This is a genomic window from Streptomyces sp. 71268 (assembly GCF_029392895.1).
Classification (GTDB): Bacteria; Actinomycetota; Actinomycetes; order Streptomycetales; family Streptomycetaceae; genus Streptomyces.
In genome coordinates, this window is the sequence record NZ_CP114200.1 from 2,331,247 (window position 1) to 2,358,149 (window position 26,903).

At 73.4% G+C, this 26,903-nt stretch carries 16 protein-coding genes and 1 pseudogene; 14 read left to right on the plus strand and 3 right to left on the minus strand.

Annotation, left to right across the window (positions count from 1 at the left end; genetic code table 11):
- The first annotated feature begins 83 nt into the window (after nt 1-83).
- Nucleotides 84-1,739, plus strand: coding sequence for a M4 family metallopeptidase (locus OYE22_RS08525; RefSeq protein WP_277319840.1), 1,656 nt, complete (start codon nt 84-86; stop codon nt 1,737-1,739).
- 121 nt (nt 1,740-1,860) lie between these two features.
- Here the strand turns inward: OYE22_RS08525 and glgP are convergent, their stop codons facing one another.
- On the minus strand, nt 1,861-4,608 hold the full coding sequence (glgP, locus tag OYE22_RS08530) for an alpha-glucan family phosphorylase (RefSeq protein ID WP_277319841.1): 2,748 nt from the start codon (nt 4,606-4,608) through the stop codon (nt 1,861-1,863).
- Between the two features lie 238 nt (nt 4,609-4,846).
- Between glgP and OYE22_RS08535 the strand changes: the two genes are divergently transcribed.
- Nucleotides 4,847-5,788: a helix-turn-helix transcriptional regulator gene (locus tag OYE22_RS08535; protein ID WP_277319842.1), complete on the plus strand. Its 942-nt coding sequence runs from the start codon at nt 4,847-4,849 to the stop codon at nt 5,786-5,788.
- Nucleotides 5,789-5,894: 106 nt separating this feature from the next.
- Here OYE22_RS08535 and OYE22_RS08540 read toward each other — a convergent pair whose 3' ends face one another.
- Complete coding sequence (locus OYE22_RS08540) at nt 5,895-7,031, minus strand: serine hydrolase domain-containing protein (protein ID WP_277319843.1); 1,137 nt, start codon at nt 7,029-7,031, stop codon at nt 5,895-5,897.
- A 200-nt stretch (nt 7,032-7,231) separates the two neighbouring features.
- Here OYE22_RS08540 and OYE22_RS08545 point away from each other — a divergent pair, with 200 nt between their 5' ends.
- From OYE22_RS08545 to glgB, 6 genes and pseudogenes are all read left to right on the plus strand, one after another.
- Nucleotides 7,232-7,954, plus strand: a complete 723-nt coding sequence (locus OYE22_RS08545; protein WP_277319844.1) for a helix-turn-helix domain-containing protein — start codon at nt 7,232-7,234, stop codon at nt 7,952-7,954.
- A 213-nt stretch (nt 7,955-8,167) separates the two neighbouring features.
- Nucleotides 8,168-8,347 (plus strand): annotated as a pseudogene (locus OYE22_RS08550) (winged helix-turn-helix transcriptional regulator); the annotation flags it as partial.
- Between the two features lie 200 nt (nt 8,348-8,547).
- Nucleotides 8,548-10,641: an alpha-1,4-glucan--maltose-1-phosphate maltosyltransferase gene (locus OYE22_RS08555; protein ID WP_277319845.1), complete on the plus strand. Its 2,094-nt coding sequence runs from the start codon at nt 8,548-8,550 to the stop codon at nt 10,639-10,641.
- Nucleotides 10,638-12,386 (plus strand): maltose alpha-D-glucosyltransferase, encoded by a 1,749-nt coding sequence (treS, locus tag OYE22_RS08560; RefSeq protein WP_277319846.1) that lies wholly within the window; start codon nt 10,638-10,640, stop codon nt 12,384-12,386. The genes OYE22_RS08555 and treS overlap by 4 nt, the downstream gene beginning before the upstream one ends.
- A 366-nt stretch (nt 12,387-12,752) precedes the next feature.
- Nucleotides 12,753-14,657: a maltokinase gene (locus tag OYE22_RS08565; protein WP_277319847.1), complete on the plus strand. Its 1,905-nt coding sequence runs from the start codon at nt 12,753-12,755 to the stop codon at nt 14,655-14,657.
- A 250-nt stretch (nt 14,658-14,907) separates the two neighbouring features.
- On the plus strand, nt 14,908-17,166 hold the full coding sequence (gene glgB, locus OYE22_RS08570) for a 1,4-alpha-glucan branching enzyme (RefSeq protein ID WP_348652268.1): 2,259 nt from the start codon (nt 14,908-14,910) through the stop codon (nt 17,164-17,166).
- A 265-nt stretch (nt 17,167-17,431) separates the two neighbouring features.
- On the opposite strand, the gene OYE22_RS08575 is transcribed toward glgB, so the two are convergent.
- On the minus strand, nt 17,432-18,784 hold the full coding sequence (locus tag OYE22_RS08575; RefSeq protein ID WP_277324050.1) for a cation:dicarboxylase symporter family transporter: 1,353 nt from the start codon (nt 18,782-18,784) through the stop codon (nt 17,432-17,434).
- A gap of 394 nt (nt 18,785-19,178) precedes the next feature.
- On the opposite strand from OYE22_RS08575, the gene OYE22_RS08580 reads away from it, so the two are divergent.
- The 6 genes from OYE22_RS08580 to OYE22_RS08605 all read left to right on the plus strand — a co-directional run bounded on the left by OYE22_RS08580 (nt 19,179) and on the right by OYE22_RS08605 (nt 26,852).
- The gene (locus OYE22_RS08580) at nt 19,179-21,059 is read left to right on the plus strand and encodes a sensor histidine kinase (protein ID WP_277319848.1); all 1,881 of its coding nucleotides are present in this window, start codon (nt 19,179-19,181) and stop codon (nt 21,057-21,059) included.
- A gap of 5 nt (nt 21,060-21,064) precedes the next feature.
- Nucleotides 21,065-21,781 carry a response regulator gene (locus OYE22_RS08585; protein ID WP_277324051.1) on the plus strand — a complete coding sequence of 239 codons (717 nt, stop codon included), beginning with the start codon at nt 21,065-21,067 and terminating at the stop codon, nt 21,779-21,781.
- A 340-nt stretch (nt 21,782-22,121) separates the two neighbouring features.
- A complete protein-coding gene (locus OYE22_RS08590; protein ID WP_277324052.1) occupies nt 22,122-23,417 on the plus strand; it encodes a glycosyl hydrolase family 8 in 1,296 nt (431 codons plus the stop codon).
- A 224-nt stretch (nt 23,418-23,641) separates the two neighbouring features.
- Nucleotides 23,642-25,003 carry an extracellular solute-binding protein gene (locus OYE22_RS08595; RefSeq protein WP_277319849.1) on the plus strand — a complete coding sequence of 454 codons (1,362 nt, stop codon included), beginning with the start codon at nt 23,642-23,644 and terminating at the stop codon, nt 25,001-25,003.
- A complete protein-coding gene (locus OYE22_RS08600) occupies nt 25,000-25,923 on the plus strand; it encodes a sugar ABC transporter permease (RefSeq protein WP_277319850.1) in 924 nt (307 codons plus the stop codon). Before OYE22_RS08595 ends, OYE22_RS08600 begins: the two co-directional genes overlap by 4 nt.
- Nucleotides 25,920-26,852: a carbohydrate ABC transporter permease gene (locus OYE22_RS08605; RefSeq protein ID WP_277319851.1), complete on the plus strand. Its 933-nt coding sequence runs from the start codon at nt 25,920-25,922 to the stop codon at nt 26,850-26,852. Before OYE22_RS08600 ends, OYE22_RS08605 begins: the two co-directional genes overlap by 4 nt.
- Nucleotides 26,853-26,903: the final 51 nt, after the last annotated feature.

Consider the following 26,903-nt stretch of genomic DNA (forward strand, 5'->3'; position numbering starts at 1 on the left):
GCGCTTCACACCCGCACCTCTTGTGAGACCGGACGGCTCCTGTCCGCCGCCCGGTCCGCCCCCCACGGCAAGAAGGAGTTCGCGTGAGCACGTCTTCCGGCATACCCCGTTCCACCCGCACCCGCCGTACGGCCGCCGCCGCCGGCGCGGTCGCCGCGGCCGCCGCGCTGCTGGCCACGGGCCTGACCACCGGCACGGCCGGCGCCGCCGACACCGCCGACACGGCGGCCTCGGCCACCCCCGCCAAGCTGAGCCCCTCGCAGCGCGCGGAGCTGCTGCGCGAGGCGAACGACACCACCGCCAAGGCCGCCGGCGCGCTGGGCCTGGGCGCCCAGGAGAAGCTGGTCGTCAAGGACGTCGTCAAGGACAACGACGGCACCACGCACACCCGCTACGAGCGCACCTTCGCCGGCCTGCCGGTGCTCGGCGGCGACCTGATCACGCACGAGACCAAGGGCGGCAAGCTCAAGGGCGTCACCAAGGCGACGAAGGCCACCATCAAGGTCGCCTCCACCAAGGCGAAGCTGGCCCCGTCGACCGCCGAGCGGGCCGCGATCAAGGCCGCGCGGGCCGACGACGCCAAGCTGGCCAAGGCCGACAAGGCGCCCCGCAAGGTGATCTGGGCGGCCGACGGCAAGCCGACCCTGGCCTACGAGGCGGTCGTCGGCGGCCTGCAGGCCGACGGCACGCCCAACGAGCTGCACGTCATCACCGACGCCAACACCGGCAAGGAACTCTTCACCTTCCAGGGCGTCAAGAACGGCACCGGCTCCAGCCAGTACAGCGGCGAGGTCGAGCTGGGCACCGCCAAGGAGGGCAGCGGCTACACGCTGACCGACAGCGAGCGCGGCGGGCACAAGACGCTGAACCTGAAGAACGGGCAGGGCAGCCAGGGCGAGGCGTTCACCGACGACGACGACAAGTGGGGCACCGGCAAGCCGGAGGACGCCCAGACCGCCGCCGTCGACGCGCACTACGGCGCGGCCCTGACCTGGGACTACTACAAGTCCGTGCACGGTCGCGACGGCATCAAGGGCGACGGCCAGGGCGCCACGTCCAACGTGCACTACGGCCAGAACTACTCCAACGCGTTCTGGCAGGACTCCTGCTTCTGCATGACCTACGGCGACGGCGAGGGCAACACCCACCCGCTGACCTCGATCGACGTCGCGGCCCACGAGATGACGCACGGCGTCACCTCGGCCACCGCCAACCTCACCTACAGCGGCGAGTCCGGCGGCCTCAACGAGGCCACCTCCGACATCTTCGCCACGGCCGTCGAGTTCAACGCCGACAACGGCGAGGACGTCGGCGACTACCTCATCGGCGAGGAGATCGACATCCGCGGCGACGGCAGCCCGCTGCGGTACATGGACAAGCCCTCCAAGGACGGCAGCTCGCTCGACAACTGGGACGAGAACGCCGGCGACGTGGACGTCCACTACTCGTCCGGCATCGCCAACCACTGGTTCTACCTGGCCTCCGAGGGCAGCGGCGCCAAGGAGATCAACGGCGTCGCCTACGACAGCCCGACCGTCGACGGCTCCAAGGTCGAGGGCATCGGCCGGGACAAGGCCGAGAAGATCTGGTTCAAGGCCCTGACCACCTACATGACCTCCAACACCGACTACGCCGCCGCGCGCGAGGCCACCCTCAAGGCGGCGACCGACCTGTACGGCGCGGACAGCGCCGAGGTCAAGGGCGTGGACGCGGCCTGGGCCGGCGTCGGCGTCAAGTAACCCGACACAGCACATCGGCGACCGCCCTGCGGGGCGCCGCACCAGCACGCGAGGCGGGCCCGGGGACACTTCCCCGGGCCCGCCCCACGTCGCCTCCGCGCGACCGCGCGCCGGGCGCGGCTCAGCGCATCAGCACCCCGGCCTCCTCGCCGGTGCGCTCCGTCGGCGCCGCGATCAGCCCCAACTCGGCGCCGCTGGCCAGGAGTTCGTGGCAAGGCAGAATGCGGACGGTGTAGCCGTAGGGCCCCGAGCGGTCGAGGGCGAGCGGGCCCGCGTACGACCAGTGCCCCTCCAGGCTCGGCCCGCCGACCGGCTTGAGCGGGACGGCGCGGGCGGCGCCGATCCGGTCGGCCTCGTCCACCGGGCCGGCCAGCGCCTGCACCTCGACGTCGTCCGGCGTCAGGTCGCCGAGCGAGACCCTGACCCGCAGCGTCAGCGTGGTGCCCAGCTCGACCGTGGCGCACTCCCCCTCGCCCGACGCCGCGGCCGGCGCGGGCGGCGAGGCGGGGGCGGTCGCCTCGGGTGGCTCACTCTCGGCCTTGACGTGGTCCACCGCGACACCCGGCCAGGCCGCCCGCACCCGGGCCTTCCACTGGGCGAGTTCCCGGGCGGCGGGCCCGCTGGTGGCGCGGTGGGCCCGGGCGGCCGGTACGTACAGCTTCTCCACGTACTCGCGCACCATCCGCCCCGCCAGGACCCTGGGGCCCAGCGTCGTCAGGGTGCGGCGCACCATGGCGAGCCAGTGGTCGGGCAGGCCGCTGGCGCCGCGCTCGTAGAAGCGGGGGGTGATCTGGTGGGCCAGCAGGTCGTAGAGGGCCGCGGCCTCCAGCGCGTCGCGGCGGTCCTGGTCGGCCTCGGCCGACTCGCCGACGGCGGCCGACGCGTCGGCGGTGGGGATGGCCCAGCCGAAGTCCGGGTCGTACCACTCGTCCCACCAGCCGTCCCGCACCGACAGGTTGAGGCAGCCGTTGAGGGCGGCCTTCATGCCGGAGGTGCCGCACGCCTCCAGCGGGCGCAGCGGGTTGTTCAGCCACACGTCGCAGCCGGGGTAGAGGCGCTGGGCCATGGCCATGCCGTAGTCGGGAAGGAAGACCAGCCGGTGCCGCACCCTCGGGTCGTCGGCGAACCGGACCAGCTCCTGGATCAGGCGCTTGCCGCCGTCGTCGGCCGGGTGCGCCTTGCCCGCCACGACGATCTGCACCGGCCGCTCGGGGTGCAGCAGCAACTCGGTGAGCCGCTCCCGGTCGTGCAGCATCAGGGTGAGCCGCTTGTACGCCGGGACGCGGCGGGCGAAGCCGATGGTGAGCACGTCCGGGTCGAGGACGCCGTCGATCCAGCCGAGTTCGGCGCGGTCGGCGCCGCGCTGCCGCCAGGAGGCGGCGAGGCGTTCGCGCACCTCGACGACGAGGCGCTCGCGCAGGGTGCGGCGCAGCGCCCACAGATCCGCGTCGGAGGTGTCCGCCGTCGCGTCCGCCGGTCGGGCACCGGCGTCGGTCGCGGTGCGCTCGGCCACCCGCGCGCCGAGCCCGGCCACCTCGGGCGCCACCCAGGTGGGGGCGTGCACGCCGTTGGTGATGGCGGTGATGGGCACCTCGGCGGCGTCGAACCCGGGCCACAGGCCGGCGAACATCTCGCGGCTGACCTGGCCGTGCAGCGTGGAGACGCCGTTGGCGCGCTGGGCCAGCCGCAGCCCCATCACGGCCATGTTGAAGAGACCATCCTCACCGCCGGGGTAGGTCTCCTGGCCGAGCGCGAGGACGCGCTCGACGGGTAGTTCGCCCAGCTCGCCACCGTCGCCGAGGTGGCGGGCGATCAGCTCGCGGTCGAAGCGGTCGATGCCGGCGGGCACGGGGGTGTGGGTGGTGAAGACGGTGCCGGCGCGCACGGACTCCAGGGCGGTGTCGAAGTCGGCCCCGGCGGCGATGAGTTCGCGGATGCGCTCCAGGCCGAGGAAGCCGGCGTGCCCCTCGTTGGTGTGGAAGACCTCGGGTGCGGCGTGCCCGGTGCGGGCGCAGTACGCGCGCACGGCGCGCACCCCGCCGATGCCGAGCAGCATCTCCTGGAGCAGCCGGTGCTCGCTGCCGCCGCCGTAGAGCCGGTCGGTGACGTCCCGCTCGCGCTGCGCGTTCTCCTCCACGTCGGAGTCGAGCAGCAGCAGCGGCACCCGGCCCACGCTGGCCTGCCAGACGTGCGCGCGCAGCGAGCGCCCGCCCGGCAGCGCGAGGGTGACGCGCGTGGGGCGGCCGTCCGCCTCGCGCAGCAGCGTGAGCGGCAGGTCGTTCGGGTCGAGCACGGGGTAGTGCTCCTGCTGCCAGCCGTCGCGGGAGAGGGTCTGCCGGAAGTAGCCGTGCCGGTAGAGCAGCCCGACGCCGATCAGCGGCACGCCGAGGTCGCTGGCGGACTTGAGGTGGTCGCCGGCGAGGATGCCGAGGCCGCCGGAGTACTGGGGCAGGGCGGCGGTGATGCCGAACTCGGGCGAGAAGTACGCGATGGCCCGCGGCAGCGCGCCCGACATGGGGCCGTCGCCAGTCCCGCCGTCGCCGGTCCCGCCGTCGGCCGAGCGCCGCTCGACCTGCTGTTGGTACCAGCGGGGGCCGGTCAGGTAGGCGCGCAGCTCGTCGGCGGCGGCGGCGAGGCGGCGTACGAAGACGGGGTCGGCGGCGAGGCGGGCCAGCCGGTCGGCCGGGACCGAGCCGAGGAGCCGTACCGGGTCGCCGCCCGCGGCCCGCCAGCCGTCCGGGTCCAGTGCCTGGAACAGCTCGCGGGTCTCGGGGTGCCAGGACCAGCGCACGTTGCGCGCGAGGTCGCTGAGCGGTCTGAGGGGGTCCGGGAGGACGGGGCGCACGCTGAAACGACGAATGGCCTTCACGCTCCGACGGTAACGGCGGTCACCCGGTCGATTCGCCCATATCCAAGAGATTTCCGCGTGTCTGTAGGCAGCCACGCCATTTATCCGTTCTGCGACTGCCTGAACGGGTGACCCCGACCCCGCGCGGGGGCGCCCACGGGGGCGCGCGCCCGCTCCGCGCGTGCGGCGGGCCCGGCCCGCCGCTGCCTGCCACTGACAGGGGCAGGCAGCGGGCGCGGCGCTGACGGAGACTGGGGGCATGGACACACCAGCCGAGTTGGGAAACTTCCTGCGCAGCCGCCGCGCCCGGCTCCAGCCCGCCGACGTCGGGCTGGTCTCCTACGGAGGCCAGCGCCGGGTGCCGGGGTTGCGCCGCGAGGAGCTGGCGCAGCTCGCGGGCGTGAGCGTGGCGTACTACACCCGGCTGGAACAGGGCCAGAGCGGCAACGCGTCGGACGGCGTCCTGGACGCGCTCGCCCGCGCGCTGCGCCTGACCCCGGACGAGCACGCGCACCTGCGCAACCTGGCCCGCCCCGGGCGCGCGGCGCGCCGCCCCGCCGCGCGCCCCGCCACGGCCCGCCCCGCCACCCGTCAGCTCATCGCGGCGATGGGCGCGGTGCCGGCGCTCGTGCTCGACGCGCGGTACGACGTACTGGCCTGGAACCCGCTGGGGCACGCGCTGCTCGCCGGGCACCTGGACGCGGGGGCGCCGGAGCGACCCGCCGAGCGCCCGAACACGCAGCGGCTACTCTTCCTCGACCCGCACGTACGCGAGCTGTACCCGGACTGGGAGTTCGAGGCGCGGCGCGCGGTCTCCTCGCTGCGCCTGGCCGCCGGCGAACACCCCGACGATCGCCAACTGGCGGAACTCATCGGTGAGTTGACGATGAAGAGTGCGGACTTCGCCGCGCTGTGGTCGCGGCACCCGGTGCGGGGCTGCACCAGCGGCGTGAAGGTGTTCCACCACCCGCTGGTGGGGCCGCTGGAGCTGGCGTTCCAGATGTTGCGGCTGCCCGACTCCGGCGGGCAGGGCGTGCTGGCCTTCAGCGCGGAGCCGGACTCGGCCTCGGACGCGGGCCTGCGGCTGCTGGCCGGCTCCGTGGCGACCGCGCCGGGCGTGCCGTCGGCGTCGGACGCGCCGGCGGCGGGCGCGACACCGGGCCCGGCGACGGCCCGAGGCGCCGGGCGGGCCGTACGTTAGCCGTGCCGAGCGGGCCGTACGTTAGCCGTGCCGGGCGCCCCGCGCGCCCGCCGCGCCGGGTCCGCCCGGTGCGGCGGGCCCGGACGGCGCCGTTCGCGGGCGGCCCTCACCCGCCGAGGTGGACGCCGAACTCCGCGTCGACGAGCCGGAAGAGCACGTCCCAGCTCTTCCACTCGGTGTTGGTCTGGAGGGAGAGGGTGTGCTCGCCGTCGGCGGTGCCCACCGTGTAGAAGAGGCATCCCCAGAAGCTGCCGCCCACGCCGCGCAGCGTCAGGCCGCCCGTGGCCGCCCGGTCGAACTCGAAGACGCCGAGGCCGTACCGGGTGTGCGGCGTCCAGTTGCCCCCTTCGGTGGAGACCGTGGTCCACATCGCGCGGTGCTGCTCCGGCGGCAGCAGGGTGCCGGCGGCCAGCGCGCCGACGAACCTGATCATGTCGCCGGTGGTGGAGACGACGTTGGCGGGCGCCCACGAGGTGTTGAACTCGGTGACGTCGAGGGGGTCGAGCCCGGGTTCCTCCATCGCCGACTCCCAGTTCTCCGGGGTGACCTCGGCCGGGTCGGTGCCGTCCTTGTAGAACAGCGTGGAGTAGGCCCGCGGGTGCGGATCGGGGTACCGCGCGTCCTCGGCGGAGCGTACGGAGGTGCCGGTCAGGCCGAGTGGCCGGATGATCCGGCGTTCGATCTCCTCGGCCAGGCTGTTGCCGGTGACCTTCTCGATGATGGCCTCGGCGACGTAGAAGCCGCCGTTGGAGTACTCGAAGCGCTCACCGGGGGCGCCGACCGGCGGCTGTGACACCGTCATGGCGAGCAGTCGCTCGGTGGTGAACGCGTCGAAGCGGTGCTTCGCGAACGCGGCACGGGTGGCGTACCTGCTGGTTAACTCCGGCGCCATGCCGGTGGAGAAGAGGCCGCCGGTGTTGCTGAGCAGGTGCCTGATGGTGATTTTGTCGCCGTCGTAGCCGTTGTGGTCAAGGACGCCCGGCAGCCAGGTGTTGACCGGGTCGTCGATGCTCAGCCTGGACTCGGCCGCCAGCGCCAGCAGCACGGTGGCGATGAACGCCTTGCCGCCGCTGCCGGTGTGCGCGTACTCGCCCGGTCGGCGCGGGGCGCCCGTTTCGAGGTCGGCCACGCCGGCGGCGCCGAACCACCTCCGGTCACCGTCCCTGACGTCGGCCACGATGCCGGGGACGCCCCCCTTGGCCACCGCCCAGTCCAGCGCCCGCTGTACGTCGGTCTCGCTCATGCTCACCGCTCCCGCCTGTTGAGGATCTTCACGACGCGGTGAAAATTACGTTGCATACACGAAGTCGTCAATCAACCGCGAGCGCGCTTAATAGCAGAGTGCCAGTTCAGAAGCGTGAAATCGTTGCAAGGACCCTGCCTCTTAATGCAAATGCCGTTGTTGCACTACGCTCGTGCCACCGCCGACCGACGAGGACACCGATGCCCGGAGAGAGACTCACCCGCCAGGACCGGCGGGAGATCGCCGCGGGACTGCGTGACGGACTCACCTACGCCGCCGTCGCCCGCCGGCTCGGGCGGTCCACCTCGACCATCACGCGTGAGGTGATGCGCAACGGCGGGCCCACGGGCTACCACGCCGACCAGGCACACCAGGCCAGCACGCGTAGGAAGCGCCGGACCACGACCGCCGTGACGGCCCCGGCGGCGGGCGGCGCCGACCTCGGTGGCCGCGACCCCCGGGTCGTGGCGGAGGTGACCGCGCGCACCACGGAACTGTTCGTACGGACCGGGATGCGGCCGATGGCGGCCAGGGTCCTGGCCGCGTTGCTGACCACCGACAGCGGCAGCCTCTCGTCGGCCGAACTCGTGCGGCGCCTGCGGGTCAGCCCCGCCGCCGTCTCCAAGGCCGTCGGCGTCCTGGAGACGATGGGGGTCATCCAGCGCCAACGCGACCCCCATCGCCGCGCCGAGCGCTACGCCATCGGTGACGACGTGTGGTTCCGGACCGTGATGGCCAGCACGCGCGTCGACGCCGAGATCGCCGCCGCCTCCGCGCGCCACGCCCAGGCGCTGGACCCCGCCACCCCCGCCGGGGCCCGCCTCGACAACCTGAGCCAGTTCCTCCACCACGTCAGCGAGGACCTCGCGCGCTCGGCCGAGCACTGGCGCCAGGTCTTCCTGGTCCGCCGGCCCGAGGAGTAGCCACCGTGTGCTCCCAGCACCGTCCGCTCTGCCAGGCACCGTGCACCCAACAGGAATGTGGACATGGGAGGTCGACCCTTCGTCGTACGGGGAGAACGAGGAGCGGGGCACGGCCACGTCGAGGCCGCCGGAGCGCGGTCCTGGTGGTTACCTTTCGTGCCTCGGTACGGTTCGAGTACATGCCGGGTCACGGGTTGGACGCGGCGGGCAACACTGACCCGTACCGTCCACAACGTGATGCCGCCGCACGTCAGTTACGAGCTGACGGAGATGGGTGCCACCCTGCGCGAGGCCACGGCGCCGCTGTTGGAGTGGAGCGTCGCGCACCTGTCCCGGATCGACGAGGCCCGCGCCGCGTACGACGCCCGCGCGGAGGGCCCGAAGGCGCCGTAGCCGCCGCGACCACCGCGACGGACAGTCACCACCACGGCGGCCAGCGACCGGACCAGCGACGGTCCGGCGGCGGGTCCGTCGCGTCCGGCCAGCCGGGTGAACGCGGCGCACGGCGGCCCCGCGCGTGCCCCGGGAAGGGCCTGCCCACCCGGTAGAAAGAACCAATGCCCCGCACGCCAGCGACGCCGTTAGGTGATCCCATGATCGGCCGTATCCCCGTGTTGGACATCCGCCCGCTCGTTGACTGCGGCAGACGCCCGGCGAAGGCGGTGGTGGGCGAGACGTTCCAGGTCAGCGCCACCGTCTTCCGCGAGGGGCACGACGCGGTCGGGGCCAACGTGGTGCTGCGCGACCCGGCCGGGCGCTGTGGCCCGTGGACGCCGATGCGCGAGCTGGAACCCGGCACCGACCGCTGGGGCGCGGACGTCACCCCCGACCGCGAGGGCCGCTGGACCTTCACCATCGAGGCGTGGAGCGACCCGATCGGCACCTGGCGCGCGCACGCCAGGGTCAAGGTGCCGGCCGGCATCGACGCCGAGTTGGTGCTCACCGAGGGTGCCCACCTGCACGAGCGCGCCGCCGCCGACGTACCCAAGAACGCCGGCCGGGAGGCGGTCCTCAGCGCCGTCGACGCGCTGCTCGACGAGGGCCGCCCGGTGGCGGACCGGCTGGCCGCCGCGCTCGCGCCCGAGGTGGTCGCCGCCCTCGACGGTCACCCGCTGCGCGAGCTGGTGACCACCTCGCGCGCGGCGCCGCTCCAGGTGGAGCGGGAGCGCGCGCTGTTCGGCTCCTGGTACGAGATGTTCCCGCGCTCCGAGGGCGCCGTGCTGGCGGACGGGGCGCCGCCGGTCAGCGGCACCCTGCGCACCGCCGCCGAGCGGCTGCCGGCCATCGCCGCGATGGGCTTCGACGTGGTGTACCTGCCGCCGATCCACCCGATCGGCACCTCGTTCCGCAAGGGCCCCGACAACGCGCTGACCGCCGGCCCGCACGACGTCGGCTCGCCGTGGGCGATCGGCTCAGCGGACGGCGGGCACGACGCGATCCACCCCGACCTGGGCACCCTGGAGGACTTCGACCACTTCGTCGCCAAGGCGCGCGAGCTGCGCCTTGAGGTGGCCCTCGACTTCGCGCTCCAGTGCTCGCCCGACCACCCGTGGGTGACCAGCCACCCGCAGTGGTTCCACCACCGCGCGGACGGGTCGATCGCGTACGCGGAGAACCCGCCGAAGAAGTACCAGGACATCTACCCCATCGCCTTCGACGCGGACTTCCCCGGCATCGTCCGCGAGACGCTGCGGGTGCTGCGCTGCTGGATGGCGCGCGGGGTGCGGATCTTCCGGGTGGACAACCCGCACACCAAGCCGGTGGTCTTCTGGGAGAAGGTGATCTCCGAGATCAACCGCACCGACCCCGGGGTCGTCTTCCTCGCCGAGGCGTTCACCCGGCCGGCGATGATGCGCACCCTGGCGGCGGTCGGCTTCCAGCAGTCGTACACGTACTTCACCTGGCGCAACACCAAGCGGGAGCTGACCGACTACCTCACCGAGCTGACCGGGGACGCCGCCGCCTGCATGCGGCCCAACTTCTTCGTCAACACCCCCGACATCCTGCACGCCTACCTCCAGGAGGGCGGCCGGTCCGCGTTCGAGATCCGGGCCGTCCTCGCGGCGACGCTGTCGCCGTCCTGGGGCATGTACGCCGGGTACGAGCTGTGCGAGGCCACGGCGCTACGCCCGGGCAGCGAGGAGTACCTGCACTCGGAGAAGTACGAGCTGCGCCCGCGCGACTGGGCCGGCGCGGAGCGGTCCGGGGCCACCATCACCCCGCTGATCACCACGCTCAACCGGCTGCGCCGGCACCACCCGGCCCTGCGCCAGCTCCGTAACCTGCGCTTCCACCGCACGGACAACGACGCCGTCATCGCCTACTCCAAGCGGGTGCCCGAACGCAGGTCCGAGCCGCCGGCACCGCGGCGACCCGGGGCGCGGCCGGGCCACGGGGCGCGGCGGGAGGCGGACGCGGCGGCCGGACGAGGCGCGGGCGGGGACTGCGTGCTGACCGTGGTCAACCTCGACCCCCACCACACCCACGAGGCGACGGTGTCGTTGGACATGCCAGAACTCGGCCTCGACTGGCATGAGTCCCTGTCGGTGCGCGACGAGCTCACCGGCACCACCTACCACTGGGGCAGCGACAACTACGTGCGCCTAGAGCCGGGCAGCGGCATCGCGCCCGCGCACGTGTTCTCGCTGCGACCGTCCTCACCGATCGGAGGGTCACCCACACCATGATCGTCAACGAGCCCGTTCAGGACACCTTCGAGGACACGCCTGCCGGGGACCGCCATCCGGACTGGTTCAAACGGGCCGTGTTCTACGAGGTGCTGGTCCGCTCCTTCCAGGACAGCAACGGGGACGGCATCGGCGACCTCAAGGGCCTCACCGCCAAGCTCGACTACCTGCAATGGCTGGGCGTCGACTGCCTGTGGCTGCCGCCGTTCTTCGCCTCGCCGCTGCGCGACGGCGGCTACGACGTGTCCGACTACACCGCCGTGCTCCCCGACTTCGGGGACCTGGCCGACTTCGTCGAGTTCGTGGACGCCGCCCACCAGCGCGGCATGCGCGTGATCATCGACTTCGTCATGAACCACACCAGCGACCAGCACGAGTGGTTCCAGCAGTCCCGCAAGGACCCGAGCGGGCCGTACGGCGACTTCTACGTCTGGGCCGACGACGACAAGCGGTACCCGGACGCGCGCATCATCTTCGTGGACACCGAGGCGTCGAACTGGACCTTCGACCCGGTGCGCAAGCAGTACTACTGGCACCGCTTCTTCTCGCACCAGCCCGACCTCAACTTCGAGAACCCGGCCGTGCAGGAGGAGGTGATCGCGGCCCTGCGGTTCTGGCTCGACCTGGGCATCGACGGCTTCCGGCTGGACGCGGTGCCCTACCTGTACGCCGAGGAGGGCACCAACTGCGAGAACCTGCCGCGCACGCACGAACTGCTCAAGCGGGTGCGGGCGGAGATCGACGCGCACTACCCGGACACGGTGCTGCTGGCCGAGGCCAACCAGTGGCCGGAGGACGTCGTGGACTACTTCGGCGACTTCGAGCGCGGCGGCGACGAGTGCCACATGGCCTTCCACTTCCCCGTCATGCCGCGCATCTTCATGGCGGTGCGCCGCGAGTCCCGCTACCCGGTCTCGGAAATCCTCGCCAAGACGCCGGCCATCCCCTCCGGCTGTCAGTGGGGCATCTTCCTGCGCAACCACGACGAACTGACGCTGGAGATGGTCACGGACGAGGAACGTGACTACATGTACGCGGAGTACGCCAAGGACCCACGGATGCGGGCCAACATCGGCATCCGGCGCCGGCTCGCCCCGCTGCTCGACAACGATCGCAACCAGATCGAGCTGTTCACCGCCCTGCTGCTGGCCCTGCCGGGGTCGCCGATCCTCTACTACGGCGACGAGATCGGCATGGGCGACAACATCTGGCTGGGCGACCGGGACGCCGTACGCACGCCGATGCAGTGGACGCCGGACCGCAACGCGGGCTTCTCCTCGTGCGACCCGGGGCGGCTGTTCCTGCCCACGATCATGGACCCGGTCTACGGCTACCAGGTGACCAACGTCGAGGCGGCCATGAGCAGCCCGTCCTCGCTGCTGCACTGGACCCGTCGGATGATCGAGATCCGCAAGCAGAACCCGGCCTTCGGGCTCGGTTCCTTCACCGAACTCCCGTCGAGCAACCCGGCCGTCCTGGCGTTCCTGCGCGAGTACGGCGACGACCTGGTGCTGTGCGTGAACAACTTCTCGCGGTTCCCGCAGCCGACGGAGCTGGACCTCAAGGCGTTCGACGGCCGCCACCCGGTCGAGCTGATCGGCGGCGTGCGCTTCCCCGCCATCGGTGAGCTGCCGTACCTGCTCACGCTGGCCGGCCACGGCTTCTACTGGTTCCGACTGCGGCCCGCCGACGGCGCCGACCGCGCGGACACCCACGACTCCCTCGACCAGGTGGCGGTGGGCTGAGCGACACCGTCGGTCCGGCGCCCCACCCGTGCCGCCGGACCGACACCGCGCGCGCTCCCCCACCCGCACGGGCCCCCTCTCCACCGCGCCCCCGGCGGGCTCGCTCCCCCGACCGGGCCCGCGTCCGCGCCCCCCTCGCGGCGCTCGTTCCTCTTCACCCTCATGGCGGGCCAGCCCCCGCGTGTGACGTCTCGCGCGCCCGTGGCGCGGCGCCAGCGACCCGCGCGTCCACCGACCGCCACCCCGCACCGTCGCGCCCGGGCGGCTCCCCGAGGTACGTCCACAGCGCGTCGCCGCCCAGAAATTGGAGCAATCCGGGACACTTCGTCCTATCTGTCGTGTGCCCCGGGGAAAGGACGCGACGTCATGTCGGACTCCTCCATGTCCCGGGGGTCACCCCCCACCCCCTCGCCCCCGACGGCGAGCGCAGCGCGGCCTCGCCCCACGGGCCCGGCCACGGGCCCGCGCGGGGCCGGACCGCGTACCGGCGGCGCGGGCCAGGTCACGGCGGCGGGACCGGCCGCCGGCGGCGCCGACGACGGGCTGCTGGCCTCGCTCGCGCCGCTGCTGACCGAGTGGCTGCCACGGCAGCGCTGGTTCGCCGGCAAGGGCCGCCCGATCAGGGGCTTCACCCTGGTCTCGGCGACGGAGCTGCTCCCGTGCGCGGCGCGCGACAGCGCGGCGGGCCTGCTGCACCTGCTGGTACGGGCCCACCAGGGTCCGTACGAGGACGGTGCGGGCGGCGAGGGCGGCGTCGAGGGTGGCGCCGGCGGCGAGGCGGACGGCGACCCGGGCGCCGACGCGGGCGTGGGCGACGGGGCGGGTGCTGGCGTGAGCGCCGACGCGGGCGTGGGCGACGGGGCGGCGGGGCCCGCCGGCCGGGCCACGGCCGGGGCCGGGGCGTTGGCGAAACCATCCTCCGCGTCCCGGGCGCGCCGGCGGCCGGCCGCCGAGCCGGCCGACTGCTACCAACTGCTGCTCGGCGTGCTGCCGCCGAACCCGCACGGCGCCGGGCCACCGCCGGCGGACGGGGCGGCGCGGGCCGAGCCCGGGCCCGCCGCCGCGAACGGGGCGGGCGAGCGGGCCGTGGCGCGGGAGGCGGCGGCGCTGCCGCCTCGGCTGGCCCACGCCCTCATCGGCCGGCCCGCCACCGGGCCGCTGGCCGGAGCCCTGCTCTACGAGGCGCTCGCCGACCCGCGACAGGCCGCGCTGCTCCTCGAACGCCTGCGGCTGCCCGGCACGCTCGGCCCGCTGCGTTTCCGGCGTGCCCCGGGCGCCGCCATCGAGGCCGGACTCACGCCCCGCCCGCTGACCGCCGAGCAGTCCAACTCCTCGGTGGTGTACGGCGACGCGTACATCCTCAAGGTCTTCCGCAGGATCGCGCCGGGCATCAACCCCGACCTGGAGGTGGCGCTCGCCCTCGCCCGGACCGGCTGCCGCCGGGTGCCCCCGCCCACCGCGTGGTTCGAGGCGGCCGGGCCTGGCGCCCCGGCGACGCTCGGGCTACTCCAGCCCTACCTCGCCGACTGCGCCGACGGCTGGCAGTACGCCCTGGACCAGTTGGCGCGCGGCGCCGACTTCACCGCCGCCGCGTACGCGCTGGGGCAGGCCACCGCCGAGGTCCACCTCGCGCTGGCGCGCTCGCTGCCGACCGCCGAACTCGGCCCCCCGCAGATCGCGCACCTCACGGCCGCCATGTCGCGCCGGCTGGACGCGGCGGCGGGCGCCGTCCCCGCGCTCCGGCCCTTCCGCCGGGCGCTGCGCGGCGCCTACGCCGACCTCGCCGCGCTCGGCGACAGCGGGCGCGCCTGGCCGGCCCAGCGCATCCACGGCGACCTGCACCTCGGGCAGGCGCTGCGCGGCACGCGGGACGGCCGGTGGAGCCTGATCGACTTCGAGGGCGAGCCCGCGAGTCCGCTGGCCGAGCGGCGGCGGTTGCAACCCGTGGTCCGCGACATCGCCGGCATGCTCAGGTCGTTCGACTACGCGGCGGCGGTGGGCGCCGGCGGCGCGCACGGCGGCCCGGGGGGCGCCGTCGCACCGCGCGAGCCGCGCGAGTGGGCGCGCCGCTGCCGGGCCGCGTACTGCGCCGGGTACGCCGCCGCCTGCGGCCACGACCCGCGCGCGGAGCCGGAGTTGCTGCGCGCGTACGAGACCGACAAGGCCGTCTACGAAGTGCTCTACGAGGCCAGGCACCGGCCGGACTGGCTTCCCGTCCCCCTGTCCGCGATCCGGCGCCTCGCCGGGCCAGCCGCGCGGGACACGGCATGAGCCGGGTCCCGGACGTCCCCTCAGCTTTGGAGGCCCCCACGTGACCGCACGCCCGTCCCCCGAGCCCCGGCCAACGCACCCCGCCGGCCCCCGCGACCGGCCCCCGGCCCGGGTGCTGGGGCAGCCGCTGCCCCACCCGCAGTCGCCGCCCGCCGTTTCGACGGCACAGCCGGACGGGGTCCAGGAGGGCGAGGCGGCGCGAGGCGATGCGGCGCGGCCGGCACCGTCCCGGGAGAAGGCGGCGCACGGCGTGGTGCTGGCCGCCGCGCCGCTCGCGGGGGACGAGCGGCGGCGGCTGTTGGACGGCGCGCACCACGACCCGCACGCGCTGCTCGGGGCGCACTCGGAGCCGGCCGGGGTGCGGTTCCGGGCGCTGCGGCCCTTCGCCCGCTCGGTCGTGGTGGTCGCACCCGGGCTGCGGGCGCCGCTGCGCTCCGAGGGGGACGGCCTGTTCTCGGGCGTGCTGCCGCTGCGCGAGGTCCCGGAGTACCGGCTGCTGGTCTCGTACGACGCGGACGGCGACGCCGAGGACGGTCGGGACGGCGGTCACGGTCGAGACGGCGGCGACGGCCGGGGCGGTGGGCGTGAGGTGCACGATCCGTACCGCTTCCTGCCCGCGCTCGGCGAGTTCGACCTGCACCTGATCAGCGAGGGGCGGCACGAACAACTGTGGCAGGCGCTGGGCGCGCGGCCGATGGTCCACCAGGGGGTGACCGGGACCCGGTTCACGGTGTGGGCGCCGAACGCGCTCGGCGTGCGGGTGGTCGGGGACTTCTGCCGCTGGGACGGGACCGCGTTCCCGATGCGGTCGTTGGGGGCCAGCGGGGTGTGGGAGTTGTTCCTGCCGGGCGTCGGCGAGGGGGCGCTGTACAAGTTCGACATCACCCGGCCCGACGGCTCGCACACGGTGCGCGCCGATCCGATGGCGCGGCGCACCGAGTGTCCGCCCGCCACGGCGTCGATCGTGCACGCCTCGCACCACCGCTGGCACGACCAGGCGTGGATGGCCGGCCGGACCGGGCGGCCCGTGACCGAGTCGCCGTTCTCGGTCTACGAGGTCCACCTGCCCTCGTGGCGCCCCGGGCTCGGCTACCGGGAGCTGGCCGAGCAACTCCCCGCGTACGTCAAGGACCTCGGGTTCACGCACGTGGAGTTCATGCCGGTGGCCGAGCACCCCTTCGGCGGCTCGTGGGGCTACCAGGTGACCGGCTACTACGCGCCCACGGCCAGGCTCGGCACTCCGGACGACTTCAAGCACCTGGTGGACGCGCTGCACCGGGCCGGCATCGGCGTGCTCGTGGACTGGGTGCCGGCGCACTTCCCACGGGACGACTGGGCGCTCGCGGAGTTCGACGGCCGGCCGCTGTACGAGCACGGCGACCCGGCGCGGGCGGCGCACCCGGACTGGGGCACGCTGGTCTTCGACTACGGGCGGCGCGAGGTGCGCAACTTCCTGGTGGCCAACGCCGTGTACTGGTGCGAGGAGTTCCACGTGGACGGGTTGCGGGTGGACGCCGTGGCCTCGATGCTCTACCTCGACTACTCGCGGGACTCGGGCGCCTGGTCGCCCAACGCGTACGGCGGCCGGGAGGACCTGGACGCGGTGGCGTTCCTCCAGGAGATGAACGCCACGGTCTACCGGCGCTGCCCGGGCGTGGTGACCATCGCCGAGGAGTCCACCGCCTGGGACGGCGTGACCCGGGCGACCCACCACGTGAGGCCGGGCGGCTTCGGCGGACTCGGGTTCGGGCTGAAGTGGAACATGGGCTGGATGCACGACTCGCTGGGTTACGTCGCGCACGACCCGGTGCACCGCGCGTACCACCACCACGAGATGACGTTCTCGATGGTGTACGCGTACTCGGAGAACTACGTGCTGCCCATCTCGCACGACGAGGTGGTGCACGGCAAGCGCGCGCTGGTCTCCAAGATGCCGGGCGACTGGTGGCAGCGGCGCGCCAACCACCGCGCCTACCTGGGCTTCATGTGGGCCCACCCGGGCAAGCAACTTCTTTTCATGGGGCAGGAGTTCGCGCAGGGAGCGGAGTGGTCGCAGGAGCACGGACCCGACTGGTGGCTGCTCGACCCGTCGTACGAGGCCGAGCCCGACCACCGCGGCGTGCGGGACCTGGTGCGTGACCTCAACACGGTCTACGCGGCCACGCCCGCGCTGTGGCAGCGGGACGCCGCGCCGGAGGGGTTCGCCTGGATCGACGGGGACGCGGCGCAGGACAACGTGTTCGCCTTCTCCCGGCACGCGGCGGACGGTACGCCGCTGGTGTGCGTCAGCAACATGTCGCCGGTGGTGCGGCACGAGTACCGGATCGGCGTCCCGGACGAGGTGCCGGCCTGGGTGGAGGTGCTGAACACCGACGCGGAGCGGTACGGCGGCAGCGGGGTCGGCAACCCGGACCCGCTCAAGGCCGAACCGTACGGCTGGCACGGCCGGCCGGCCTCCGTCGTGCCGGTGCTGCCCCCGCTGGCGACGGTCTGGCTGCGGCCGGCGTAGCGCCACCGGCCGACCGGCGGTACGGGCGACACCGGGGGCCGCGCCCCGTACCCCCGGCAGAGCGCCGCCCCGTCCCGGCAAAAGCGCCGCCCCGTCCCGGAGGAGCGGGACGGGGCGGCGGGTGGGGCGAGATGGGGTGAGGTCTCGCCCCGCGAAATGGCCTCCTGGTGTACGCCTGCCCCGCCAGCGGGCGTCCCAGTCCGACCGGTGGCCGTGGGGACCTCCGGTCGGGCGGCCAGGCTTGTGGCGGCCGGCCCGGCGGGCCTCAGACCTTGGCCGCCTCCTTGCCGTCCGCCTCGGCGGCCGCCCGCTTGGCCAGGGCGACCCGCTCGGCGGGCCCGTCCGAGGGCTCGTCGTCGGGCGCGTGGCCGTGGTCATCGTTGAGCAGCGTGCGCTCGTCGAACGGGATCCGTCCGTGCAGCACCTCGCGCATCCGGTCCCGGTCGATCTCCTTGGTCCAGGTGCCGACGAGCACGGTGGCCACCGCGTTCCCGGCGAAGTTCGTCAGGGCCCGCGCCTCGCTCATGAAGCGGTCGATGCCGACGATCAGCCCGACGCCGTCCACCAGCTCCGGCCGGTGCGACTGGAGGCCACCGGCGAGCGTGGCGAGGCCGGCCCCGGTGACGCCCGCGGCCCCCTTGGACGCCACGATCATGAACAGCAGCAGCGAGATCTGCTGCCCGACGGAGAGCGGGTCGCCCATCGCCTCGGCGATGAACAGCGAGGCCATCGTCAGGTAGATGGCGGTGCCGTCGAGGTTGAAGGAGTAGCCGGTGGGGACGGTGATGCCGACCACCGGCTTGCTGACCCCCGCGTGCTCCATCTTCGCGATCAGCCGCGGCAGCGCCGACTCGGACGAGGAGGTCGACAGGATCAGCAGGAACTCCCGCGCCAGGTACTTCAGCAGCAGGAACAGGTTCACGCCCGCCACCAGGCGCAGGATCGTGCCGAGCACGACGACCACGAAGATCAGGCAGGTGACGTAGAAGCCGACCATGATGACCGCGAGCGAGCGCAGCGCGTCGGTGCCGGTCTCGCCGATCACCGCCGCGATGGCGCCGAAGGCGCCCACCGGGGCCGCCCACATGATCATCGCGAGCACCCGGAAGACGAGCCGCTGCAGGTGGCCGATGCCGCGCAGGACGGGCTCGCCCGCCTTGCCCATGGCCTGTAGGGCGAAGCCGACCAGCAGGGCGATCAGCAGGGTCTGGAGCACCTCGCCCTCGGTGAAGGCGGAGAGCATGCTCGTCGGGATGATGCCGAGCAGGAACTCCTCGGTCGACTCGCTGGCGCCCTCGGCCTCGCCCTGGCCCGCCTTGGCCGCCTCGCTGGTCAGGTGCAGCCCGCTGCCCGGCTCCAGGATGTTGCCGACCAGCAGGCCGATGGCGAGCGCCACGGTGGACATGAGCAGGAAGTAGCCGAGCGCGAGGCCGCCGACGGCGCCGACCTTGGCGGCCTTGCGGACCGACCCCACGCCGAGCACGATCGTGCAGAAGATGATCGGCGAGATCATCATCTTGATCAGGTTCACGAAGCCGGTGCCGATCGGCTTGAGCTCCACGGCGAAGTCGGGCGCCGCGAAGCCCAGCGTGATGCCGAGGAGCACGGCCACGATCACGAAAATGTAGAGATAGTGGGTCTTGTCCCGCTTCGCCGGCCCGGGCGCCTTCGGTCCCGACGCCTTCGATCCCGGTGTCGTCCCGGAGCCTTCCCCGGTCGCCTGTCCCGCCCGTCGCGATGTCGAGCCGGAGTCGGGGGGCGTGTCTCCCGGCTCCGACGGCGAGGTCTGCGCAGCCACGGCTGCCTCCTTCGGTCGTGCATTGCCGCTCGGCAGGGCTGAGAGCTGCGTGGGTACGGCCCAGCCACCGCTGCTGAGGACATCCGGCCCGGCCGCGCCATGGGGTACGCGCGGCTCACGTGCGGGATGTCCCGGCGACTATGCACCGCGCTGTGACGGCGGTCACCCTTGCGTACATTACGTTCACGCCAGGGACAGCGTGCAGACTGAGCCGATGCGCATCCCCCGTCCTCGCAGCCTCGCTGGCCAGCTCTTCGCCATGCAGGTCGTGCTGGTCGCCGCCGTGGTCGCCGGGTGCGCCGTCTTCACCTACGTCACGGCCAAGGGCGAGGCGCAGGAGGCCGCGCGGCGCCAGGCGTTGACCGCGGCCACCACCATCGCCAACTCCCCCGCCGTCGTCGAGGCGGCCCGCTCGCCCGACCCGACCTCGGTGCTCCAGCCGTACGCGGAGCGCGTGCGGCTGGACTCCGGCGTCGCGTTCGTCACGATCATGAACCCGCGCGGGGTCCGCTGGACGCATCCGGAACCCGGCCGGATCGGCGAGAAGTTCCTCGGCCACACCGGGCCCGCGCTGCGCGGCGAGGTGTTCTCCGAGACGTACACCGGCACCCTCGGCCCCTCCGTGCGCGTCGTGGCCCCGGTGCGCGAGGGCGGCGGCACGGACGGCCCGGGCCCGGTGGTCGCGCTGGTGAGCGCCGGGATCACGATCAAGGAGATCACCGAGCGGGAGCGGCGCCAGGTGCTCGCCCTCACCGGCGTCGCGCTGGCCGCGCTCGTGCTCGGCGGGCTGGGCACCTACGTCATCAACGCGCGGCTGCGCCGGCACACGCACGGCATGAACGCCAACGAGCTGAGCCAGATGCACGACTACCACCAGGCCACGCTGCAAGCGGTGCGGGAGGGCCTGGTGATGCTCGACGGGCAGCGCCGGATCGCGCTCATCAACGACGGCGGGCGCGAACTCCTCGGCCTGCCCCGCCCGGACGCCGCCGCCACGGCCGGCTCGTCGGAGGCCGCCCCCGCCATCGACGCGCGGGCCGGCCGGCGCGGCGCGCCACCCGTCGGCCGGCACGTGGGCGAACTCGGCCTGCCCCCGCCGCTGACCGCGGCGCTGCTCGACCCCGAACCCCGGGTGGACGAGCTGCACCTGACCGCCGACCGGGTCCTGATCGTCAACACCGCGCCGGTGAGCAGCAACGGCCGGCGCGGCTCCGTGGTGACCCTGCGCGACCACACCGAACTCCAGGCCCTCTCGGGCGAGCTGGACTCGGTACGCGGCTTCGCCGAGGCGCTGCGCTCGCAGGCCCACGAGGCGGCCAACCGGCTGCACGCCGTGGTCTCCCTCATCGAACTCGGCCGAGCCGACGAGGCCGTCGAGTTCGCCACCGCCGAGCTGCGACTGGCCCAGGCGCTCACCGACCAGGTGGTGGGCGCGGTGGCCGAGCCGGTGCTCGCCGCGCTGCTGCTCGGCAAGGCGGCCCAGGCCAGCGAGTACGCGGTGGACTTCGAGCTGACGCCCGACAGCCACATCGACGACGGGCTGCTGCCGGCCAGCCTGCCGGCCCGGGACCTGGTGACCATCCTGGGCAACCTGGTGGACAACGCCATCGACGCGGCGGGCGGCCAGACCGCCCCGTCCGCGCGGGGCGGCCCGGGCCCCGGCCGCCGCTCGGGGGCGCCCGTGGACGGCCGACGGGGGCGGGTCACGGTGACGGTTCGGGCCTGGGACGAGGAGTTGACGCTGCGGGTCGGGGACAACGGCCCCGGCGTCGGCCCGGGCGCGGCCGAGGAGATCTTCCAGCGGGGTTGGAGCACCAAGGCCGTGCCCGGCCACGGGCTCGGCCTGGCCATCGTGCGCCAGACGGTGCACCGCAACGGCGGCACCATCACGCTGGGCCGCTCCCCACGGGGCGGCGCCGAGTTCACGGTCCGGCTGCCCCTGCGCACCACGGACGAGGCCCCCCCGGACGCCGAGCCCCGACCCGCCGAACCCGCGCCGGGCACGGCCGGGCCCAGCACGGACGGGCCCAGCGCGGACAGGCCCAGCACGGGCGGGCCCACCGCCGACGGGCCCGGTGGCGGGGTGGCCTCGTGAGCGCCATGGAGAACGGCCCCGCGGCGGCCGACGGGCCGATCCGCGTACTCGTCGTGGAGGACGACGCCCTGGCGGCGGACGCGCACGCCCTCTACGTCGGCCGGGTGCCCGGCTTCACCGTCGTGGGCACCGTGCACTCCGCCGCGCAGGCGCGCCGCGCGCTGGACCGTACCGCCGTGGACCTGCTGCTGCTCGACCTCTACCTGCCCGACGGGCACGGGCTGCGGCTGCTGCGCACGCTGCGGGCGACCGGGCACGGCGTGGACGTCATCGCGGTGACCTCGGCGCGCGACCTGGCCGTCGTCCGGGAGGGCGTCTCGCTCGGGGTAGTCCAGTACGTGCTGAAGCCGTTCACGTTCGCCACCCTGCGGGAGCGGCTGACCCGGTACGCGGCGTTCCGGGCGACGGTGACCGTGGGCGAGGCCAGCGGCCAGGCCGAGGTGGACCGGGCGCTCGCCGCGCTGCGCGCGCCGCAGGCGCCGGCCGAGCTGCCCAAGGGCCTCACGCTGGCGACCCTCCAGGCGGTCACCGAGGTGCTGCGCGCGGCCAGCGCCGGCATCTCGGCGAACGCCACGGCGGAGGCGCTCGGCATCTCGCGGATCACCGCCCGGCGCTACCTGGAGCACCTGGTGGACACCGGCCGCGCGGCGCGCACCCCGCAGTACGGCGCCGTCGGCCGGCCCGAACTCTCCTACCGCTGGGTCTCCCCCGCCGCCCCGTGACCCCGCCGGGGCCGACGGCGCGTCCGCCCACCGGCGTCGGCGCTCCCGCCGGGCCGGGGCGCCGGCCCCGTGCCGGCGTCGGCACCCCGCCACCCGCCGACGGCGGCATTCCGCCAGGGCGCGCGGCGGGGCCGGGCCCGGGGCGCCGGGTCCGGGCCGCCGCACCCGGCGCCTGACGTTCCGTTTCCCCCATCGGCGGCCGGTGAGCACACGAGAGCGCACGTGGCGGGGCCGGGAGGTAAACAGGAAGCTTTCCTAACCATCGTCTTGTCGCGCCCGCGCCCGCTCGCTAGCGTTCGCCTCCCCAACTCCCGTCCAAGGATGGAGACATGACGTGGCAATGGTGAGGAACCGCAGATCGCTCGCCCTACTGACTGTCGCCGCCCTCGCCGGTGGTGGCGGGTTCTGGCTCGCCGGTGTGCCCGGCAGCCAGACCGCCGACGCCGCCCCCGCGCGGGGCGCGGTCGCCGAGGGCCCGCGCGCCCGGGCCGCTGTCGCCATCCCGTTCGGCAGCCACTCCTTCTCGTACGCCGATGGCGCCCTCAAGCCCTCCGGCAGCCAGAAGGACAACGATGCCAAGGTGCTGGCCTTCTACCAGAAGTGGAAGGCCAACTTCATCAAGCAGAACTGCGGCAACGGCTGGTACCAGGTGTACTCGCCCGACGCCGACCACGACTACGTCGCCGAGGCGCAGGGCTACGGCATGGTCATCACCGCGACCATGGCCGGGGCCGACGCCGACGCGCGGAAGATCTTCGACGGCATCCTGAAGTACGTCCTCGACCACCCCTCGTCGATCAACAAGGACCTGCACGCGGCCGAGCAGAACGCGAGCTGCAAGAGCGTCAACGGCACGGACTCGGCGACCGACGGCGACCTGGACATCGCGTACGGGCTGCTCCTCGCCGACCGGCAGTGGGGCAGCTCCGGCGCGTACGACTACAAGGCGCTGGCGGTCAAGCGGATCAACGCGATCAAGAAGAGCGAGGTGCACAGCGGCACCAAGCTCACCAAGCTCGGCGACTGGTCGTCGGGCGACTACGACCAGGTCTCGCGCACGTCGGACTGGATTCCGGGCCACTTCAAGGCGTTCAAGAAGGCGACCGGCGACGGCACCTGGGACGCGGTGCGGAACAAGACGCAGCAGGTCACCGCCGACCTCCAGGCCAAGCACGCGGCCAAGACCGGGCTGCTGCCGGACTTCGTGGAGAACACCACCTCCACGCCCCGGCCCCCGTCCGGCGAGGTGCTCGAGGACCCGCACGACGGGGACTACCACTGGAACGCCTGCCGCGACCCGTGGCGCCTTGGCACCGACGCCGCGCAGACCGGCGACGCGGCCTCCAAGAAGGCGGCCGTCAAGCTGAGTTCGTGGTCCAGGTCGAAGGCCGGCGGCAACCCGTCCAAGCTGGTCAACGGCTACCGGCTGAACGGCACGGCGTACGGCGACGGCAACGACGCCGCGTTCTTCGCGCCGTTCGCGGTCGCGGCGATGAACGACGCCGACGGTCAGGCGTGGCTGGACGCGCTGTGGAAGAAGATGGTCGCCACCGCGCCCGGCTCCGACGACTACTTCTCCGCCAGCATCCAGCTCCAGTCGATGCTGGTCGTCACGCACAACTTCTGGACCCCCTGAGCCCCACCCGCGCTCCCACGGCCCGGCACCCCCGCGGTGCCGGGCCGCTCGCGTGCCCGGGCGGCGCGCCGCACTGCGCCGTACCGGTGGTCCCGGTCATGAGGGGAGGTCGGAGTCATTGACCGACGCTCGGAGTTGATCGTACGGTCACCGGGCAGTCACAGCCGCGTCCCGTCGGCGCCTCCTGCGCGCCGCGGTGCGCTGTGCCCAAGGAGGCCGTGCCCGTGCGCCCCACCGCCCCGCTCATCCTCGCTGCCACCCTCGCCGTCGCGGCCACCTCGCTCACCGGCTGTGGCGCGTTCGGCACCGACCCGAACACCCTCAAGATCGTCTACCTGCGCAACACGGACAACAAGGTCCGGCACATGGACGCCTACCTGTCGCGGGTCAAGGACGAGTTCGAGCGCGCCCACCCGGGCAAGAAGGTCAAGCTCATCCCCATCCAGGCCGCTCAGCCGGACTACTGGGTGAAGGTCCAGCAGATGATGCGCTCGGCGAAGACCACGCCCGACGTGGTGTACGAGGACACCTTCATCATCAACTCCGACGTCGCCAGCGGTTACTTACGCCCCCTCGACCGCTACCTGGAGCGCTGGCGCGACTGGGACCGGTTCCTCCCCCGGGCCAGGGCGGCGGCCCGGGCCGAGGACGGCAGGACGTACGGGGTGCCGATGGGCACCGACACCCGGGCCCTGTGGTTCAACAAGAAGCTGTTCGCCAAGGCCGGACTGCCCACCGACTGGCAGCCCCGGAGCTGGGACGAGCTGCTGAGCACGGCCCGCACGCTGAAGAAGAGGCTCCCCGGCGTCATCCCGCTCAACGTCTACACCGGCAAGGGCCCGGGCGAGGCGTCGGTGATGCAGGGCTTCGAGATGCTGCTCTACGGCACCGGCGCCGACCCCCTCTACGACCCGAAGGCAGGCAGGTGGGTCGCCGGTGGCCAGGGGTTCGAGGACGCGCTCACCTTCCTCGACACGGTCTACGGCGAGGGGCTCGGCCCGCACCCCTCGGACGCGGTGGACCCCAACGTCCCCACCCGGGTGGCCACCGAACTCCTCCCGGAGAGGAAGGTCGCCATCGCCCTGGACGGCTCCTGGATGGGCCAGTTCTGGATCAAGACCGGCGGCCGCCCCTGGCCCGCCTGGTCGAAGGAGCTGGGCCAGGCCCCGATGCCCACCCAGTACGGCCAGTCACCCGGCAAGGTCAGCATGTCCGGCGGCTGGACCTGGGCCATCCCGGCCAAGTCCCAGAAGCCGGACCTGGCGTGGAAGCTGGTGGAGACGTTGCAGAGCCAGCCGAACGCGGTCGAGTGGTCGCTGCGGGACGCGCAGATCGCCGTGCGCGCCGACGTCGCCGCCGACCGCCGCTACCGCACCTCGATGCCCGGCATCGAGTTCTTCACCGGCCTGGTCCGGCACACCCACTACCGGCCCGCGCTCCCGGTCTACCCACGGGTCTCCTCGGCCATCGGCGAGGCGATGGAGGCCGTCACCACCAGCGACACCTCGCCGGCCGCCGCGGCCAGGGACTACGACGACGAGCTGGACTCGATCACCGACGGCAAGGTGGTGAACCGGGGCCGATGACCACCACCCTCGCCTCGCGGCCCCCCGCGCCCAAGCCGGGCCGGCCGGCCACCGGCGGCCGGCAGCGCCGCCGCGCGCTGCGCTGGCTGCCGCTGACCCCGGCCACCGCGCTGCTGCTGCTCTTCCTCGGCGGTCCCATCGTCTACTGCGTCGCCATCGCCTTCACCGACATGCAGTTGACCGGCTCCTCCTCGACGAGCTTCGTGGGCCTGGACAACTTCCGACACGCCTTCCAGGACGAGCACTTCCGCAACGCCGTCGTGCTCACCCTCGTCTTCACCGTGCTGTCCTCGCTCGTCGGCCAGAACACCCTGGGCCTGGGCCTGGCCCTGCTGATGCGGCGCGCGTCCGGGCCGGTGCGCACGCTGGTCGGCTCGCTGACCATCGCGGCCTGGGTGGTCCCGGAGATCGTCGCCGGTTTCCTGCTGTACGCCTTCTTCCGCGACGAGGGCACCCTGAACGCCGTGCTCGACTGGGCCCACCTGCCGTCCCAGGACTGGCTGTACAGCGCGCCCATCATCGCCGTGTCGCTGGCCAACGTGTGGCGCGGCACGGCGTTCTCGATGCTCATCTACTCCGCCGCGCTCGCCGAGATCCCCCGCGAGATCACCGAGGCCGCCGAGGTGGACGGGGCCGGCGGCTGGCGCCGGCTGTGGCACATCACGCTGCCGATGATCCGCCGCTCCATCGGCACCAACCTCATGCTCAACACGTTGCAGACGCTCTCGGTCTTCGGCCTGATCTGGGCCATGACGCGTGGCGGCCCCGGCAACCGCAGCCAGACACTGCCGGTGTTCATGTACGACCAGGCGTTCCTGAAGGCCCTCATCGGCTACGGCACGGCCGTCGCCCTCCTGCTGCTGCTCATCGGGGCCCTGTTCGCCGCCGTCTACCTGCGCCTGCTCCGTACGGAGGTATGAGCACCGTGACGTCGCCCAGCCTTCCCGCCCCGTCCACGCCGGCCGCCGGCCAGGTGGCCGCGCCCAGCGCCCCCTCGCCGCGCGCGGCCCGCCGCACCCCGACCGAGCGGCGCCGGTGGCGCCGGCGCGTGGGCGTCGACCTCGTGCTCCTGGCCGTCGCCGCGCTGTTCGCCCTGCCCCTGGTGTGGCTGGTGCTCGCCTCCGTCGACGCGGAGGCCGACCTGCGGGTCGGCGCGCCGTCGCCCGCGACGACGGAGAACTTCGAGGCGGTGTGGAACGAGGAGATCACCTTCCGCCCGATGCTCAACAGTCTGCTGCTGTGCGGCGGGGCCACGCTGCTGACGGTGGTGTGCGCGGCGCTGGCCGCCTACCCGCTCTCCCGCTACCGCTCCCGGCTGGTCCGCCCGTACCTGCTGACCGTGCTGTTCACCACCTGCCTGCCAGTCACCGCGATCATGGTCCCGGTCTACGGCCTGTACGTGCAGGTGGAGCTGATCGACAGCCTCCTCGGCACGGCCCTCTTCCTGGCCGCGACCCAACTCCCGTTCGCCATCTGGCTGATGAAGAACTTCATGGACGGCGTGCCCATCGCCCTGGAGGAGGCCGCCTGGACGGACGGCGCCTCCTGGCACCAGGCGCTGGTGCGGATCATTCTGCCGCTGATGGGGCCGGGCCTGGCGGTCGTGACGATCTACAGCTTCATCATGATGTGGGGGAACTTCTTCGTCCCCTTCATGCTGCTGCTCACCCCCGACCAACTCCCCGCCTCGGTCACCCTGTTCACCTTCTTCGGCAGCCGCGACTCCGTCGTCTACGGCCAGTTGGCCGCGTTCTCGCTGCTCTACTCGACGCCGGTGATCCTGCTGTACGTGCTGATCGCGCGCCGCCTCGGCGGCGGGTTCGCGCTCGGCGGGGCGGTCAAGGGGTAGGCCCCGGACCGGCCCCGTCGCCGCACCGCCGGGGGCGGCTTCAGGGCCCGT

Excerpts from the sequence above, each read along its gene's own strand:
- OYE22_RS08535 (WP_277319842.1), top strand. The coding sequence starts at position 4,847 with ATGGACACACCAGCCGAGTTGGGAAACTTCCTGCGCAGCCGCCGCGCC.
- OYE22_RS08540 (WP_277319843.1), bottom strand. The coding sequence starts at position 7,031 with ATGAGCGAGACCGACGTACAGCGGGCGCTGGACTGGGCGGTGGCCAAG.
- OYE22_RS08545 (WP_277319844.1), top strand. The coding sequence starts at position 7,232 with ATGCCCGGAGAGAGACTCACCCGCCAGGACCGGCGGGAGATCGCCGCG.
- OYE22_RS08555 (WP_277319845.1), top strand. The coding sequence starts at position 8,548 with ATGATCGGCCGTATCCCCGTGTTGGACATCCGCCCGCTCGTTGACTGC.
- treS (WP_277319846.1), top strand. The coding sequence starts at position 10,638 with ATGATCGTCAACGAGCCCGTTCAGGACACCTTCGAGGACACGCCTGCC.
- OYE22_RS08565 (WP_277319847.1), top strand. The coding sequence starts at position 12,753 with ATGTCGGACTCCTCCATGTCCCGGGGGTCACCCCCCACCCCCTCGCCC.
- OYE22_RS08580 (WP_277319848.1), top strand. The coding sequence starts at position 19,179 with ATGCGCATCCCCCGTCCTCGCAGCCTCGCTGGCCAGCTCTTCGCCATG.
- OYE22_RS08585 (WP_277324051.1), top strand. The coding sequence starts at position 21,065 with ATGGAGAACGGCCCCGCGGCGGCCGACGGGCCGATCCGCGTACTCGTC.
- OYE22_RS08590 (WP_277324052.1), top strand. The coding sequence starts at position 22,122 with ATGGTGAGGAACCGCAGATCGCTCGCCCTACTGACTGTCGCCGCCCTC.
- OYE22_RS08600 (WP_277319850.1), top strand. The coding sequence starts at position 25,000 with ATGACCACCACCCTCGCCTCGCGGCCCCCCGCGCCCAAGCCGGGCCGG.
- OYE22_RS08605 (WP_277319851.1), top strand. The coding sequence starts at position 25,920 with ATGAGCACCGTGACGTCGCCCAGCCTTCCCGCCCCGTCCACGCCGGCC.